The organism is Pseudomonas sp. ICMP 3272, from assembly GCF_001466905.1.
GTDB classification, from domain to species: domain Bacteria; phylum Pseudomonadota; class Gammaproteobacteria; order Pseudomonadales; family Pseudomonadaceae; genus Aquipseudomonas; species Aquipseudomonas amygdali.
On the sequence record NZ_LKEK01000057.1, the window covers coordinates 41,816 to 56,878 of the forward strand.

Genomic DNA, 15,063 nt, shown 5'->3' on the forward strand with positions numbered 1-15,063 from the left:
TGCTGCCCGGGTTCGGACTGTTAGGGTTAGGCAAGACCTCCAGCCACACGGACGCCTCAGGGAGTTCAGGCTTGGGGGGCGTCAATGACCAGAGCGCAAGGACTGCACAATTGTCAGACACCGCTGCGCTTGTCCCGCATCAATCAGCGAGGTCCGCTCCATGGCTGCTTCTACTTCCGTGCACTCCAACGCGCTCAATTTCATGAGTTGTCTGAAAAGCGGCGTTGACCCGCGCACCGGGCTATACAACATATCGATCAGCATGCCCGAACTGCAAAGCAATGACCTGCGCGGACCAGGGTTCCGACTCGACCTGTCCTACAGTCAGCTCAATACGCTGGACAGCGGCTATGGCATGGGCTGGAACCTACAGGTTTCGCAATACAACCCTGCCACTCAGATCCTGTCCCTCAGCACAGGCGAGACCTTCCTGGTCGACGGCACCGGCAGCAACGGCCTACGGACGATGACCGAAAAGAAAATTGACACCTTCCACTTCTACAAGCTGGACGATACGTCCTACCGGGTGGTGCACAAATCAGGTCTGGTGGAAATCCTCGAGCTGCACATCAGCGGCAATAAAAGAATGGCCTGGGCGGTGAAAATCATCGCGCCGTCCGGGCACAGCATCACGCTCAAGCACAAGCCGTTCAACAGCAGCACCTACAGGCTTGCTTCGATCACTGACGACCTGGGTCAGACGCTGTTGGAAATTGCACGCAGCAGCACATCTGTCGAGCTGAAACTGCATCCGTATGCGGGCATTGGCGGTGCTCCACTGGCGCGCTTTTTGATGACCCTCGCCGGCAGCGACAAACGCGTATCGCGCATCACCCTGCCCACCGAGAATAATGCGTCATGGCGCTTTGAATATGGCCTGGAGAACGACCAGCAATTGTACGTGAAGCATGTAGAGACACCGTCTGGAAGCAGCGAAGATGTTTACTACCAGGACGAAGGCCATGCGTTTCCATACAGCGCCGGTCGCCAGCCCCTACCCAGAGTGACCAGGCACGTCATCGATCCCGGCCTCGGTCAGGCAAAGGTCGATGTGCGATATACCTACAAGGACGGCCAGCAACGCTCACGAAATTTTCTCGGTGCAGGGCTGACCATCGCCTGGGAAGACAACGGCCTGGACAACCTCTATAAATACCTGCAGGACTACAACTATGTCTGTACCGAAAGCCTGTGGGTCGACAACAAGGCTGTGCGCAGCATAGAGCGAACCTTCAACCGCTTTCACTTGCAGACCCTTGAAGTCACCACCCAAAACAACAACCAGCAAACGGTCACGACCGCCTATAACATTCGGCCGGGCGAGCGTTACTGCATGCAGCCCAACAATTGTCAGCTACCCAGCGAAGTCACCACCCGTTGGCAACGGCTGGACGAGCCTGAGCGGACGCGCACAGAAACCGTCACCTATACCTATGACCTTTACGGCAATCCGCTGGTGCATACACGCGCCGACGGGATCAAAGAAGTCAGCAGCTGGTACCCGGCCGGCGGTGGCGACGGTTGCCCGGCCGATGCGGAAGGGTTTGTCTCCCGACTGAAAGAAAAAGTGGTCAAACCCGCGCCATCGTCGCAGTCCGGGGCCCCTACCCTGTCCACACGTTATCGCTACAGCACGCTGCCTGCACTGACCGGCAGCGAGTTACCCGACTGGATCGTGCCGGAAACCGAAACACTGCTGCAGCTTGAAAGCGATGGAACCTCTGTGGAGTTGCAAAAGATCCTGCTGGAGCATATCAACCAGCCGGACGCGCCTTTCCAGCATGGTCGAACCGGGAGAAATATCGAGTCCCTGAATGGAAAGGACACCGTTACCGTCTACGAGTACAGCCACTCCAGCATCAGTCACAGCAACAGCAACAGCAACAGCAACAGCAATAGCAATAGCAATAGCAGCAGCAATAGCAGCAGCAAGAACAAGGGTAAGGGCAAGATCAGGATCAAGATCAAAGGCAAGGGCAAAAACCGGATCAAGATCAAGATCAAGGGCAAAGGCAACAACAAGGGCAAGGGCAAGGGCAAGGGCAAGGGCAACAGCAACAGCAAACACTTGCAGGTCCCGGTACAGCTGATAGAGATCACCACTATCGGCTTTGACAACGCTCGCATAAGCAAGCAGCAACAGCAGTCGTTGTTGACCGGCCAGGTGCTGCTGACCCTGGAAGAAGGCGTAGAGATCCGCTATGTCTATGACGCGCTCAACCGGCTGACCAAAGAAACGATCGCCCCGAATTCAAGTGCTGGCTATGAAGCCAGTCGCGAGTACGAGTACACCCTGTGTTCCGCCAGGGGACAGAGGGCAGAACAAGTGCTGACCGACGCCCGCAAAGTCAGGACCCGCTCTGTCATGGACGGCCTGGGCCGGGCAATACTCGAGGAACGGGACCACATCGACAGCAATGATCCGCAAGCAATGTGCGTGATCCATACAGCGCAATACAACGCCTGGAACAATGTGCAATACGAAACGGATTACGACTGGTTCGACAACCGGCAACTGTGCGCCACGAGCAGCACCTACGCCTACGACGACTGGAACGTCCAGTCCGTCGTTACCACTGATCAAGGCGTGCAGACGCACCAGTACTACGACCCCATCGGCAGTGCAGAACATAACGGTCCTGTTCAGAAGACGTGGGTGCAAAGCGGTGACGCAGAACCCCTGATCAGTGGTCGTAGCGAGACCTGGCTGAATATGTTCGGCAAGCCAGCCAGGATCAAGAGCCAGAACGCAGCAGGAAAAGATCTGGGCTCACAAACCTTTCTCTACGACGGAATGGGACGCTGCACGGAACAGACCGATGCGTCAGACCACAAAACGCAGTTCAGTTATGACGCCTGGTCGCGCATGGTCAGCACACGCTTGCCCGATAGCAGCGAGGCACATCGTGAATATGAACCGTTCAGCACCACCGAGCTGCCGACCAGCCTGAACGTGATTCATCCGGACGGTATTACCAAAACCCTGACAGGCCAACAGACGTTCGACGGGCTCGGGCGTCTGACACTGGCCCAGGCAGGGCAACGTATCGAGCATTACGAGTATGAGGACGGTCACCGGCAGATCAAAACCCGCAAAACGGCCAAGGGTGATGACATTAGCTACACCTACAACCTGGCACTCACCGATCAGATCGTATCCAGTGTCTCCAGTACTGCACCGGATGACGCTGCCCGTTTCGAGTATGACAACGTCAGTGCCCGCCTGATCTCTGCCACCAATAAGCAGGGCAAGCGCACTTACGCTTATGACGCGCATAACCAGCTGACCAAAGAGACCTGGGAAGATCTGCAAGGCCGGACCTGGCAAACCCTGCATCGGACATCCTTGCAGGGCCGTGCGATGTATCGCACCGATGTCGAACAAAAAGCCGTCAAAAACCCGGTTAAAGGTGTAGTCAAAGGCCGGAGCAAAGGCGGCGTCAAAAACAGTGTCAAAGGCGTTGAAACGATTTACCGGTATGACACCTTCGGCCGACTCGAAAGTGCCGTTCAGGGCAACGTGGAGGTGACCACCCGTTATGACACACTGGGTCAGCCCTGCGAGATGACGACCCATGACACAGTAGCCGGAACCAGCCTGGTAAACCGTATTGAATATGACGACCAAGGACAGGAAGTTCTCAGAACGCAGAATGCCGGCAATCACCCTGTACGTACGCTGAAACAGCAATGGCAACCCGACGGGCTCATGCAAAGCCGTCATTTGCATGAAGCGGGCAACCCGCTGCTGCTGGAAGAGTTCAAGTATGACGCTCGAGGTCGTCTGAGCGGCGTCACCTATTCAGGCAGTAACCGGCCAGTGCACGCATCCGGCAATGCAATCATCAACCAGACGTTTATCTTCGACGAGCTGGACAACATGACCCTGACCGCTACCAGATTTGACGACGTCAGCAATGAGGCCGGCTTCAGCACTGAGAAGGCCATTTTCCGCTATGGCAAAGAGGGTGACCCCGACTCCAGGGACCGATGCCAGTTACTCGGCATCACCTACCTGCCTCCACGGGACACACCGGACCCGACGTTCAGCTATGACGCCAACGGCAATCAGTCCGCTGACGAGCATGGCAACCTGTTGTACTACGACAGTCAAAGCCGCCTTTTACGGGTGGAAAAACCGACAGGTGAGCCGATCAACATATACGCTTACGACAGCCATGATCATCTGGCCACCACCCGCAATGGCAGTGACAGCGAAATACTGCGTTTTTATCAGGGCCAGCAATTGAGCAGCACGGTGCAGGACGACCGACGTACTCAGTTTCTGCACATTGACGAGCAACCCATAGGCCAGCAGACCATCGGAGAACCTGCCGAAACCCTGCTGTTGCTGACGGATGCGAACCAGAGCGTTGTTGGTGAGTTCCAGCAGAACACGTTGCGAACAGCTGTCTACAGCGCCTACGGTGAACGCCACAGCGATGACGCGCTGCTCAGCGTTGCGGGGTTCAACGGCGAGGTGTGCGAAAAAGACACGGGCTGGTACCTGCTGGGCAACGGCTACAGAGCCTACAACCCGGGCATGATGCGTTTTCACAGCCCTGATTACTTGAGCCCCTTTGGTGCAGGCGGGGTCAACCCCTATACCTATTGCCTGGGCAATCCCATTGCCTGGCGCGACCCTACCGGGCATGACGCCAGCTCCCAGAGTGGCAGGCTGCGACGGCCCGATGAGGATGCGATCCCTGCAGAGACGTCGGGGGGTATTGGAACGATGACCTGGGTCATGCTTGCGTTTGGCGTAGTGTTCACGGTAGCAGGTGCCTACGCGACATATTTATCGTATGGATTGGCCGCGCCCGCCTCGGTTCCTGTAACGGTCCTGGGTATCACGATGACCTCACAGGCGGTGGCCTACGTCGCAACCGGGGGGCTGGCGGCAGGGACCATTCTGGGTGCTGCATCAACGGCTGCCACTGCTTATGGTGTAGCGAAAGGAGACGACACAGCCCTTCGGATAGGAGAATACGTCGGCTATGCCGCGATACCTCTGGACATCGCTGGGGGGCTATTGAAAAGTATGGTTAAAAGCGCGCTCAAGGCTGCGAAGAAGGTTTTAGAAGAAGGAACTGAGGGGATAATAAGGCGCTCGTCACTCGGGGCACTTGACGATGCCGCGCCTGGAACAGCTGCGCGACGTGGGTCTGCTTCAGCGGATTCGGCCGTACCCGGATTGGTTGGGGATGGGGGGATTCCAGGAGCGTCCATGTCGGGGCGTGTGCCACCTCCACCGAACCCGCGGCCGACGAAAGGGCCTAACGCCAGGGTCAACCAGCAATCGGCAACTAATACAGCATCATCCAGCGGCCCTTCATGGCTTCAAAAAAGGACGGCTTTTCTTGAACCGATGCGCGAGTTAGGGCGAAACGTATTCAAGCTTAAACAATACAATACTCGCATGTGATAAAGCTGGACTTCCCGCCGCCGACAAAAAGCTCGTGGCTGTCGGCGGCATTTCAGTCAACGCCTCTATTTCCATACCGTTACATTTGCCCTTCGGATTCTCTGCCCGAACAGACAAGCACAGACCCATGAAAAATCCGGAACAACGTAAAAACTCAAGATTTTAAATGTATGACACTAATTTAGGAAATATCCTACACCTCCCGCCACTAACCAAAGTCCGCCAGAGACTTCGAAACTAACGCACCTGCTGTAAACTCCCGCCCCGTCATGACGCACAACACAAACTGTCTATCAAGACACCATAAATAGTTACATTTGCACTCTTGTGACTTTAATACTTATAAGGTTTTTATCGTGAATAAAATGCTATCCGTACTAGGCCTTGCTCTGGCGACCACACTGACCGGCACTGCCGCATCCGCCAACTCCGGCACCATCCGTTTCGAAGGCAAGATAACCTCCACCACCTGCCCTATCGAAGTGGTCAATCCGGGCGATGGCTCTACCGGCAACCTGGTTAACATGGGCTCTATCGAGGCCAGCCGCTTCACCGGCATAGGTGACGAACTGTCTGGCAAGAGCTTTGCCCTGCGCGTCAATGACAACGGCAACTGCGGCCTGGCGAGTGGTAACTTGAATGCGGCCAAAGTCACCTTCATCGGTGACGCGGACAGCAGCGGCGACTACTTCGGCGTCACCCCTACTGCCGACGGGGCAAAGGGCGTTGCGATTGTCATCAAGGACCAGACCGGGGTCTCGATCAAACCAGGCGACACGTCGGCGCCTTACACACTGGTCGAAAGTGGTGTCACCGACATGGTGTTCAACGCCTACTACCGTTCGACAGCAGCTACAGTCGAAGCCGGTGCTGCCTCGGCGGATGTCCAGTTTGTTGTCGCGATTAACTGATACATCGACCCACTCGCTCACTGTGTAAGGATCAATAGTCTTTTCACGTGAAGCATCTTCAATACGTTCAGGTCCGTTTCGGATCTGAACGTACAAGGTAACTTTTCATGATGTGCCAACAGTCTTTTAAAAGACCTGCCCTCGCGGGGTGCACGATGTTATTCATGTGCGCAGCCTATATACCTGCCAGCCAGGCAGCACTGACCGTCAACGCAACGCGCATAGTATTCGATGGCGACAAGCGCAGTACGTCGGTGGTCATATCCAATCCAAGTGATCGGCCGTTCGCGGTACAGACCTGGGTAAATACGGAGGCAGACGACACTGTCACCGTCGTTCCATTCGCACCTTCGCCGCCACTTTTTCGCCTTAATCCGGGCAAGGAACAACACGTACAGATCAATGGCCTGCCCCAAGACCTGCCCTCCGATCGTGAATCATTGTTCTACTTCAACGTGCAGGAAATACCTCAGGCCAACTCTTCGCAAGGCAATGTACTGAATATTGCCCTGCGTACCCGTATCAAACTGTTTTATCGCCCGGCTCTGCTGACTGACAACCCCACTGCCCGCCTCAAGGACCTGCAATGGTCGGTCCGGCAGATTGCCGGCAAGGCAGAGCTGACCGCCATGAATCCGACGCCCTTTCATGTGTCGTTCATTCGCCTCGACGTCTCCGGCGGTGGCAGGACTGAAAAGGTCAGTGAAGTCGCCATGCTTGGCCCGTTCAGCTCTCGCCATTACAAGCTCAAAGAAACGAAAGCGGTACCGGGCCTTCAGGTGGTGTTTGCCGCGATCAACGATTACGGCGGCTACAGCCAGCCGCTAACAGCTACGGCCACGCTGACTGACTGAAACAGCGCAGGCCCGCTTCATCCCAGGACATTGAACATGACCCTATTACCCGATTCCGGGCTCATACCAGTGCGCCTGCGCTTTATGCAGGTGCTGATTGTGTGCGGCAGCGTTACCGTTGTGCTGGAGCCGACCAGAGCGGCAACCGCCGTCAATTTCCAGCCTGGCTTCCTGCGTCAGGGCCAGGACTATGACAGTGCGGCCGCGGCCAGCGTGCTGAACCAGTTGTCAGCTGTCGAGAGCCTCGGGCCAGGCGAGCATTGGGTAGAAATCCACGTCAATATGCGCTATTTCGGCCAACGTCAGATCCGTTTCGATGCCGACCCACAAGGCAACGGCCTGCTGCCCTGCCTGTCACCGGAGTTGCTGGAGCAGATCGGCGTACGTCTCGGCAGTCTGGCCGACCCGGCCTTGTTGCAAGTCGCCTGTGTCGCGCTGGGGCAACTGATTCCGGACGCCAGGGTCGTACTGGACGGCGGCAGACTGCAACTGTCGATCTCTATACCGCAGATCGCCATGCGCCGCGATGCCAACGGGCGAGTGGACCCGGCGCTTTGGGATTACGGCATCAACGCCGCCTTCATCAATTACCAGACCTCGGCGCAACAGACGACCCACAGTGAGACAGGCACCAGCAGCAGCGCAGACCTGTACCTCAACACCGGTATCAACCTGGGATCATGGCGATTGCGCAGCAATCAAAGCGTGCGTCAGGATGCGCAGGGACATCGCGAGTGGACCAGAGCCTATGCTTATGCACAGCGCGACCTGCCTGGCACGCACGCTAACCTGACCCTGGGTGAAACCTACACCGGCGGCGATGTCTTCCGGAGCGTGCCGATCAAGGGCGGGTTGATCAAAACCGATCAGGAGATGCTCCCCGATTCCATGCAGGGTTACGCACCGGTGATTCGTGGCGTTGCGCAAAGCAGGGCCAAACTGGAAGTGCTGCGCAACGGATACCCGATCTACTCCACATATGTCAGTGCCGGCCCCTATGAAATAGATGATCTGAACACGGCGGGCAGCGGCGAACTGGAGATCGTGCTGACCGAGGCCGATGGTCAGGTCCGGCGCTTTACCCAACCTTACTCGACCATGAGTAACCTGTTGCGCGAAGGCGTCTGGAAATACAGCGCCGCCCTGGGCCGCTTCAACGGTGCCTACGCCACCGAGCATCCGTGGCTGTGGCAAGGCACGCTGGCCGTTGGAACAGGCTGGAACTCGACACTTTATGGCGGAGTTATAACCAGCGACTTCTACCACGCCGCTGCACTGGGCGTGTCACGGGACATGGGCACGCTGGGGGCGATGGCGTTCGATGTGACCCGGTCACGCGCCAGCATCGACCAACCCGGTCAGTCCAGCGTGCAAGGCATGAGTTACGCCATCAAGTATGGCAAGGCGTTCACTACCCAGACCAATCTGCGCTTCGCAGGTTATCGCTACTCCACCGAAGGCTATCGGGATTTCGACGAAGCCGTCAGTCAGCGCAGCAACGACGCTACGTTCACAGGCAGCCGCCGAAGCCGCCTGGAAGCTTCGGTTCATCAGAGAATCGGCTTACGCAGCAGCGTTGGTCTGACGCTGTCGCAACAGGATTACTGGGGCAGCGATATCGAACAGCGACAATTTCAATTCAATTTCAACACCCATCGTGCCGGGATCACCTATAACTTCTACGCCTCACAGTCACTGAGCGCAGCCAGTAGTAGCCGCGGCAACGACCGGCAGTTCGGCCTGAGCATCTCGATGCCCCTCGACACCGGCCATTCGAGCAATGCCACATTCGACCTGCAAAGCAGCGCCAATCGCCACAGTCAACGAGGCAGCCTGAGCGGCAGCCTCTATGAAAACCGCGTCAACTATCACGCCAGTCTGAGCAACGATGACGGCAAGCAGCAAAGTGCAGGCCTCGCGGCCGGCTATCAGGCGCCCTTCGCCAGCCTCGGCGCCGGTGTGACCCAAGGCAATGATTATCGAAGTGCATCAGTCAACGCCAGTGGTGCCTTGTTGCTGCATGCGGATGGCATCGAGTTCGGCCCGAATCTGGGCGACACCATCGCCCTGATCGAAGTACCCGATACACCCGGCGTTGGCATACAGAACGCTACCGGTGTCAGGACCAATAGTCGCGGCTACGCATTGATGCCCTATCTGCGTCCCTACCGCCATAACCCGATCACCTTGCAAACCGACCGACTGGGGCCCGAGGTGGAAATCGATAACGCCAGTACTCAAGTAGTACCTGCCAGGGGTGCCGTGATCAAGACCACTTTCGCTGCGCGCACGGTGACACGCCTGATCATCAATGCAACCACTGACGGTGGCAAACCGTTGCCATTCGGTGCCCAGGTGAGCGATGCGCAGGGCAACATTCTGGGCATCGCAGGTCAGGGCGGGCAGATTTTGCTGTCCACCGGCATGCAGACACAAACCCTCGATGTCCGCTGGGGTGAGAAAAGCGACCCTCAGTGTCATCTGCGCATAGACCCCGCCGGCATGCCTCTGGCCAAGGGCTACCGAATGCAAGACATGACGTGTGCCCAGTGACATCAGGTCTGAGCCATCCGCGACATTGTTATTTCAGGAATCCCCCCATGAACTCTGTATTGAACGCCCTGCTCCCCAGTCTGATCCTGTTGGGGACCAGCTATAGTGCTGCGGCTTATTCCGACGTACCGGATGACATACCGAGCAACGATTGCTATTGGATTTCCCCACCGGGAATAAAAGATTACCGGCGCGACATCGGCACGCTCTACGTCCCGAAAGACGCCGCAGTGGGCACCTTTATCGGCAGCATCGATATGCTTCACGCCACGCCAGACAAGGCAGGTCTGGAGGCGGCCTGCAGAAATGACGGCACGGCTCTTCTGGAATTCAATGCAACGGCTACGGTTCCGATATTTCCTGGCACGCTGGAGCCGATAAACGGGGAAGACCTCACAGGCAAGATACTGCAAACCAATATTCCGGGCGTCGGAGTGCGGATAAGACTGGGGTATCCGTATGACAGGAACTGCAGCAATTGCTTCACGCCTGTAGGAGGAAGCGCCTCCGTTCCGTTCATCGGCCTCAACGACCACCAGAAAATGCTCACGAGCCTGCCTTTCGTTCATTTGAACAACTATGTAACGCTGGTCAAGACCGGACCGATCCCCTCCGGACCCAATGTGCTCAATGGCAGTGAACTGTTCTCCGGAAGCGTGACAACGCTTGGCAGGATCATGAAGTACGGGCTAACCGGCACGATACTTCAGGCACAGTGCAGCGTTGGTGCAGATCCGGTCAGTGCCGACCCGGTGCAGTTGGGTGAGTGGGACAGCGCGGACTTCACCGGTCCCGGCTTCACCACACCTGCGGTGCCATTCAGTATTGCGTTGAGCAACTGCGAGACCTACATGGACGCAGGCTTCGTGGCAACGGCGCATATCCAGCTCGATGGTGTCGAAGGCTCGGTTCCCGAGGGCCCTGTCGGCAGCGGGGTTTTCACCCTGACCAGCGACTCGGACGCCAAGGGCATGGGGATTCAGATTCTCAAAGGTGATGGAGTCACGCCCATGGAGCTGCAGACCGAAGTGCCAATGATGGTAATCACACCCGGTAACGTTGTGCTGAACTTTTACGCCCGTTTCTATCAGACACAGGCCAGCAGCGCGATCCGGCCGGGCAAGGCCAAAGGGGCCCTCAGCTTCACGATGACCTACAAGTAGCAATGCGCCGTGGACTGCCAAGCTGGCGGTCCATGACCTCCTCAGGAGTACAACGTTGGTATGAGCGAAGGGAAAGACTGCCAGGAGAGCGTCTGGTCGAAACTCACACGCACCCGGACATCCAGCTGAGTGCCGAGATTAAATGCCTTCAAATCCGTTTTACTGATAACACCGGCGTCGATTCTATCGTCCACCCGCGGCACCGGGTATTCATCCAGAACGTTCACGATCAACAACTCATTATCAGCACCGCTGACACCACGCACATCAATGGTGACGAACTGGTCAGTGCCCATGAATGACCAACTGTCGAGCGTGAACCTTGCGTAGCCTCCCTCGGCAATGTCTTGCAGGCTCAGAATCGTCCCGGAGACCTTGTCACACTGCACGACTGGAAAGCCTGTCATCCCCGGAATACTCAGAGTCAGAGTATGCTGGTCCGAACGATAAGGTGGTTCGGCGCTATTTTCGAACACCTCGTAGTACACCGGGATCGCCTTGCCGAAATGCTGGGCAATCTGTGTGGAAGGAATGTTGAACAGTCTCGAGTCTGCTACCTCCGTAAGAAAGGAACCCACACTGCCGGGCTCGGCCCATTGGACGCGGACGGTGTCACCGGGAGCAATCACGGCATTCTCGGGTATCGATACCACTGCGCCCCCATAAGCATCTACCGGATCGAGGGTACTGGCGTATGCCGAGCCTGAGGCCTTCTGAACCAGCGGGGGTGGCAGCACACGCTGTACTGGCTGAGCGCACACCAGCAGCGAAACAGCCAGCGCCCGGGGCCCGCTATTCCCCGAGCGATCCTTCAGCCTGTAGGACACGTAACGAATGCCATCGCCGCTCTCGAGAACCAGTTGCCTGTCGAAGGCAATATTAATCGCACTTCCGATATCGGACTCTTCAAGCGTCAGGGTTCCGGTGTGCTCCGATCCCGTCGGCGTACTGCTCCAGTACCAGATAACGAGATCCCCGGGGTTCGGCAAAAAATACGCGGGCACTTCGGCCAGCACGGTGTCGCCATGAGTGTTCAGCCACGCCGCGGTAAGACCGTCCCTGACGATTTCCTGCGGAAAAATCAGCGCACCTTCGTCATCGAATACCGGTGCCGTTTTATCAATGACAAAGGCCAGTGTTTCGGATTCAGTCTGCACCTGGTTCGCGGTCTCGACGCTATAACGGAGTAGATGCCGGCCTTCGCCAAGGCGTTGCTGCTCGATCATGATGAACAGATCGACAGGCTGTACAGGTTCGGTCCAGACCTTCTCGTCCAGCAGCACGTCATTCCAATACACGCGCAGATACTCAGGGTTGCTTGGGGTGGGCTCGGAGTTTTGCCACATGGGAAAATCGACCCGCAACGGCACGAGCCAGGCACTGCTGGGAAGCAGATTGGGCTCACCGCCGGGTACGTCAGGGAGGAGTTCGGCGATCAAGGGCGGCGCAAGCAGCACGCTCTTGCGCCATGAAGCCGGCCGAAAAAGGATTCTGATCCGTTCGATCCACGTTGAAATGACAGACATTAGCCAGGCCTCCAGCACGAGAAAGCGGTGGCCGACCCGTTTGCCGACCGCCATGCCCGTCAGTTAACACCCAGTTTTTTTCTGCGGATACTGGCACAAGTGATAGGACCGTTGGCGCATCAGCGCCATCGATCAAGCATCAGCCTCCCGCTTCGCTGTCGCTACCAGCTGTAACGCAAGCCTGCACTGGCGCCCCACGGCTGCTCGATGGCATCGCCATTGCTGTAATCGAAATCAGCATGCAACTGCAGGTTGTCAGACAGCGACACCGAAACGCCCGCCCCCAACTCGCCACGGGAACCGGAGAGGTCGTTATTGAAGACGTTGTCGTTGACCTTGACCTCGTTCCTGTTGACGAATTCCTGGGCCACGGCAACCCGCACGTAAGGTTGCAGCGTACGTCCCTGGCCCAGATCGAAACTGCGCCCCGCCGTCGTACCGACCTTGCCGAGCAGCGACCGGCTGCGGTCACCTTCAGTATGCATACCGTTATCCAGGGCATAGTCCTTGCCCTGAACGACCAGGCCCGTCAGTTGGGTGTAGGGTTCAAGAAAATAACCGTTGTTCAGTTTGATGTGCCGACCCAGTTCCAGTGACGCGCCAACCCCCAGATTGTCGTAGTTGCCGCGCGTGCGGGAACCATCGCTGAGATTGACTCTGGCCTTGTTTTTGAACTGATTGAGTTTGATCACGCCATCGACGTAGTAGCCGCTCTCGCTGTCCAGCCAGGTGCTGTAAGCGCCCAGCGAGTAGCTGTCGACCTTGCCACTGGCACCGTGATCCAGGCTGAGGTCGGACGAGCTTTGCCCGATCATGACACCCGCCAGCCATTGCCCCGACCCCACAGGCAGCTTGCCATCTGCGCCAAGAGCAACACCGCTCTGAACCTGCTGATATCCGAAGCCCGAGGCGTCGGCGACATTGAATTTGTTGCCGTAGGTACGCATCCAGCCACCGGAACGGGCCTGGTCCATGCGCAACTCACCCATGCGCGAACGTAACGTGCTCAACTCTCCATACCAGACAGTCGGTGCGGTATTGAACAACGCCATGACAGTCTGTGCGCCCGGGCTGATGGTTCGGGTGGCGGTGTCCAGATACCAGTCGTTTGCGCCATGCTTGATCAGGTCATAGGACCATGCCCCCAGATCCACGGCGCCGCCTGCCAGGGAAAAACTGGCATCGCCGGCTGCGGCATGTACTACGTGCAGAGAGGTGTCACTGAGAGGATCGGTACCGGTGCTGCCGATAAGCAAGGAATGGCTGCCGGTTGCATTGCCGGTGATATCCAGAAAGTCTGTGGCCGCGCCGCCGAAATCCACGTCCATCATGAACGTGCCGCTCCCTGACAGGCTTGCAAGTGACAAGGTGTAAAACGAGGCCGCGTCACCAAACCTGACCGACCCGCCATTCATGGACACGTTACCCACCTGGCTGTTTTCGACCATCGTCCACTGCCCCCCGCTGGCGAGCGAAAAACTGGCGACGTTCTGCAGACGTCCGGTCAGGGTTGCATTGTTTTGTAATACCAGACCGGCAGTACTGCCTGCGTCAGCGGATATATCGCCCAGCAATTGACTGTTGTCGACGGTCATATTGGCTGTAGAACCGTTGATCAGCTCCAGTATCTTGCCGTTGCCGCCGGTCAGCGTGGAGCCATTTTTGACGAAAATAGTGGCAGTGACAGGCGCCCCGGTGGGCGTTCCGACAATCAGTGCCGAATCCGTGACACCTTCGACCCGGGTCCCTTCCAGGGTCAATAGATTGCTTGAGGGTACGCCGGGGTCGGCAAGCATACGGATCCCATATTGCTGCCCGGTGATGGTGCTGTCGGACGCCTTCACAGTGGAGTCAAACATCTCCACGCCCCTGCCGTTGGTGCCCGTGGCCGTTACTGCGCTGCGCTCCAGTGTCAGATTGGCGAGCGAGCCGGCATTCACGCCACGATTGGTTGCCGTGATCGTGCTGCCGATAACCGTTGCCGTGGAGCCAACCAGTTGCGCAGTGTTATTGCCCATCCCCATACCATCCGCACCACCCGTCAGCTGGCTTCCGGTAATCAAGGCATTTGCCCCGGTCAACGAGACTGCTGTGCCGGTAGCCGCGCTGACCTGACTGCCATTGAGTGTCAGCTGCGCGCCGGTGACTGTAGATATTTGCAGGGTGGTCGCGCCATTGGCGGTCAGCACCCCATTGCTGCCCACCCGATAGCTGTCCAGCGGGGTCGTGGCATCAATGGTCGCGGGGCCATTGACAGAGGTTTGCGCAAAGACAGAACTGCTGGACAGGAAGGGGGAGAGAAACGCCATGATCTTTAGTGTTCGTGAGAGCGGAAGCAGCGCGAATGGAGCATTCATTATGGTGTATTACCTGAATGAAACGGCGTTGAACCCCGTGGTCCTTGCCCGAACTCGGCCACGAGAAAGAGGCCGGAAGGTTACGGGGATCAAACTGAATGCTCTGTAGGACGTTTCCTATGTAAATGTAGGGAGGTTCTGGTATTGAGGCTCTGCCAGTCGTTAATTTACGGGGAGGTACCGGTAAGCGTAGGCAAAATGCCCCCATACGCACAGCTTCATTAAACTGTTTGGGAGCAACCTGGACCGGCGCAATAACTGAAAACACGGCGCG

The 15,063-nt window shown here is 57.3% G+C and carries 7 protein-coding genes; 5 read left to right on the forward strand and 2 right to left on the reverse strand.

The genetic code is table 11. From position 1 onward, the window contains the following. Positions 1–160 precede the first annotated feature (160 nt). From AO068_RS15755 to AO068_RS15775, 5 genes are all read left to right on the forward strand, one after another. A complete protein-coding gene (locus AO068_RS15755) occupies positions 161–5,425 on the forward strand; it encodes an RHS repeat-associated core domain-containing protein (protein WP_058408842.1) in 5,265 nt (1,754 codons plus the stop codon). 356 nt (positions 5,426–5,781) lie between these two features. Further along, positions 5,782–6,336, forward strand: coding sequence for a fimbrial protein (locus AO068_RS15760; RefSeq protein ID WP_058408843.1), 555 nt, complete (start codon positions 5,782–5,784; stop codon positions 6,334–6,336). A gap of 107 nt (positions 6,337–6,443) precedes the next feature. Next, positions 6,444–7,190, forward strand: coding sequence for a fimbrial biogenesis chaperone (locus AO068_RS15765; protein ID WP_058408844.1), 747 nt, complete (start codon positions 6,444–6,446; stop codon positions 7,188–7,190). A 36-nt stretch (positions 7,191–7,226) separates the two neighbouring features. After that, a complete protein-coding gene (locus AO068_RS15770) occupies positions 7,227–9,743 on the forward strand; it encodes a fimbria/pilus outer membrane usher protein (protein ID WP_058408845.1) in 2,517 nt (838 codons plus the stop codon). 47 nt (positions 9,744–9,790) lie between these two features. Next, positions 9,791–10,906 (forward strand): fimbrial protein, encoded by a 1,116-nt coding sequence (locus AO068_RS15775; protein WP_057403330.1) that lies wholly within the window; start codon positions 9,791–9,793, stop codon positions 10,904–10,906. Between the two features lie 41 nt (positions 10,907–10,947). Here the strand turns inward: AO068_RS15775 and AO068_RS15780 are convergent, their stop codons facing one another. Next, complete coding sequence (locus tag AO068_RS15780) at positions 10,948–12,486, reverse strand: hypothetical protein (RefSeq protein WP_058408846.1); 1,539 nt, start codon at positions 12,484–12,486, stop codon at positions 10,948–10,950. Positions 12,487–12,593: 107 nt separating this feature from the next. Beyond that, a complete protein-coding gene (locus AO068_RS15785; RefSeq protein WP_080394904.1) occupies positions 12,594–14,789 on the reverse strand; it encodes an autotransporter outer membrane beta-barrel domain-containing protein in 2,196 nt (731 codons plus the stop codon). Positions 14,790–15,063 lie beyond the last annotated feature (274 nt).

Bases quoted from the DNA above. Each gene is read 5' to 3' on its own strand.
- AO068_RS15755 (WP_058408842.1), top strand. From the start codon at position 161: ATGGCTGCTTCTACTTCCGTGCACTCCAACGCGCTCAATTTCATGAGT.
- AO068_RS15765 (WP_058408844.1), top strand. From the start codon at position 6,444: ATGATGTGCCAACAGTCTTTTAAAAGACCTGCCCTCGCGGGGTGCACG.
- AO068_RS15770 (WP_058408845.1), top strand. From the start codon at position 7,227: ATGACCCTATTACCCGATTCCGGGCTCATACCAGTGCGCCTGCGCTTT.
- AO068_RS15775 (WP_057403330.1), top strand. From the start codon at position 9,791: ATGAACTCTGTATTGAACGCCCTGCTCCCCAGTCTGATCCTGTTGGGG.
- AO068_RS15780 (WP_058408846.1), bottom strand. From the start codon at position 12,486: ATGGCGGTCGGCAAACGGGTCGGCCACCGCTTTCTCGTGCTGGAGGCC.
- AO068_RS15785 (WP_080394904.1), bottom strand. From the start codon at position 14,789: ATGAATGCTCCATTCGCGCTGCTTCCGCTCTCACGAACACTAAAGATC.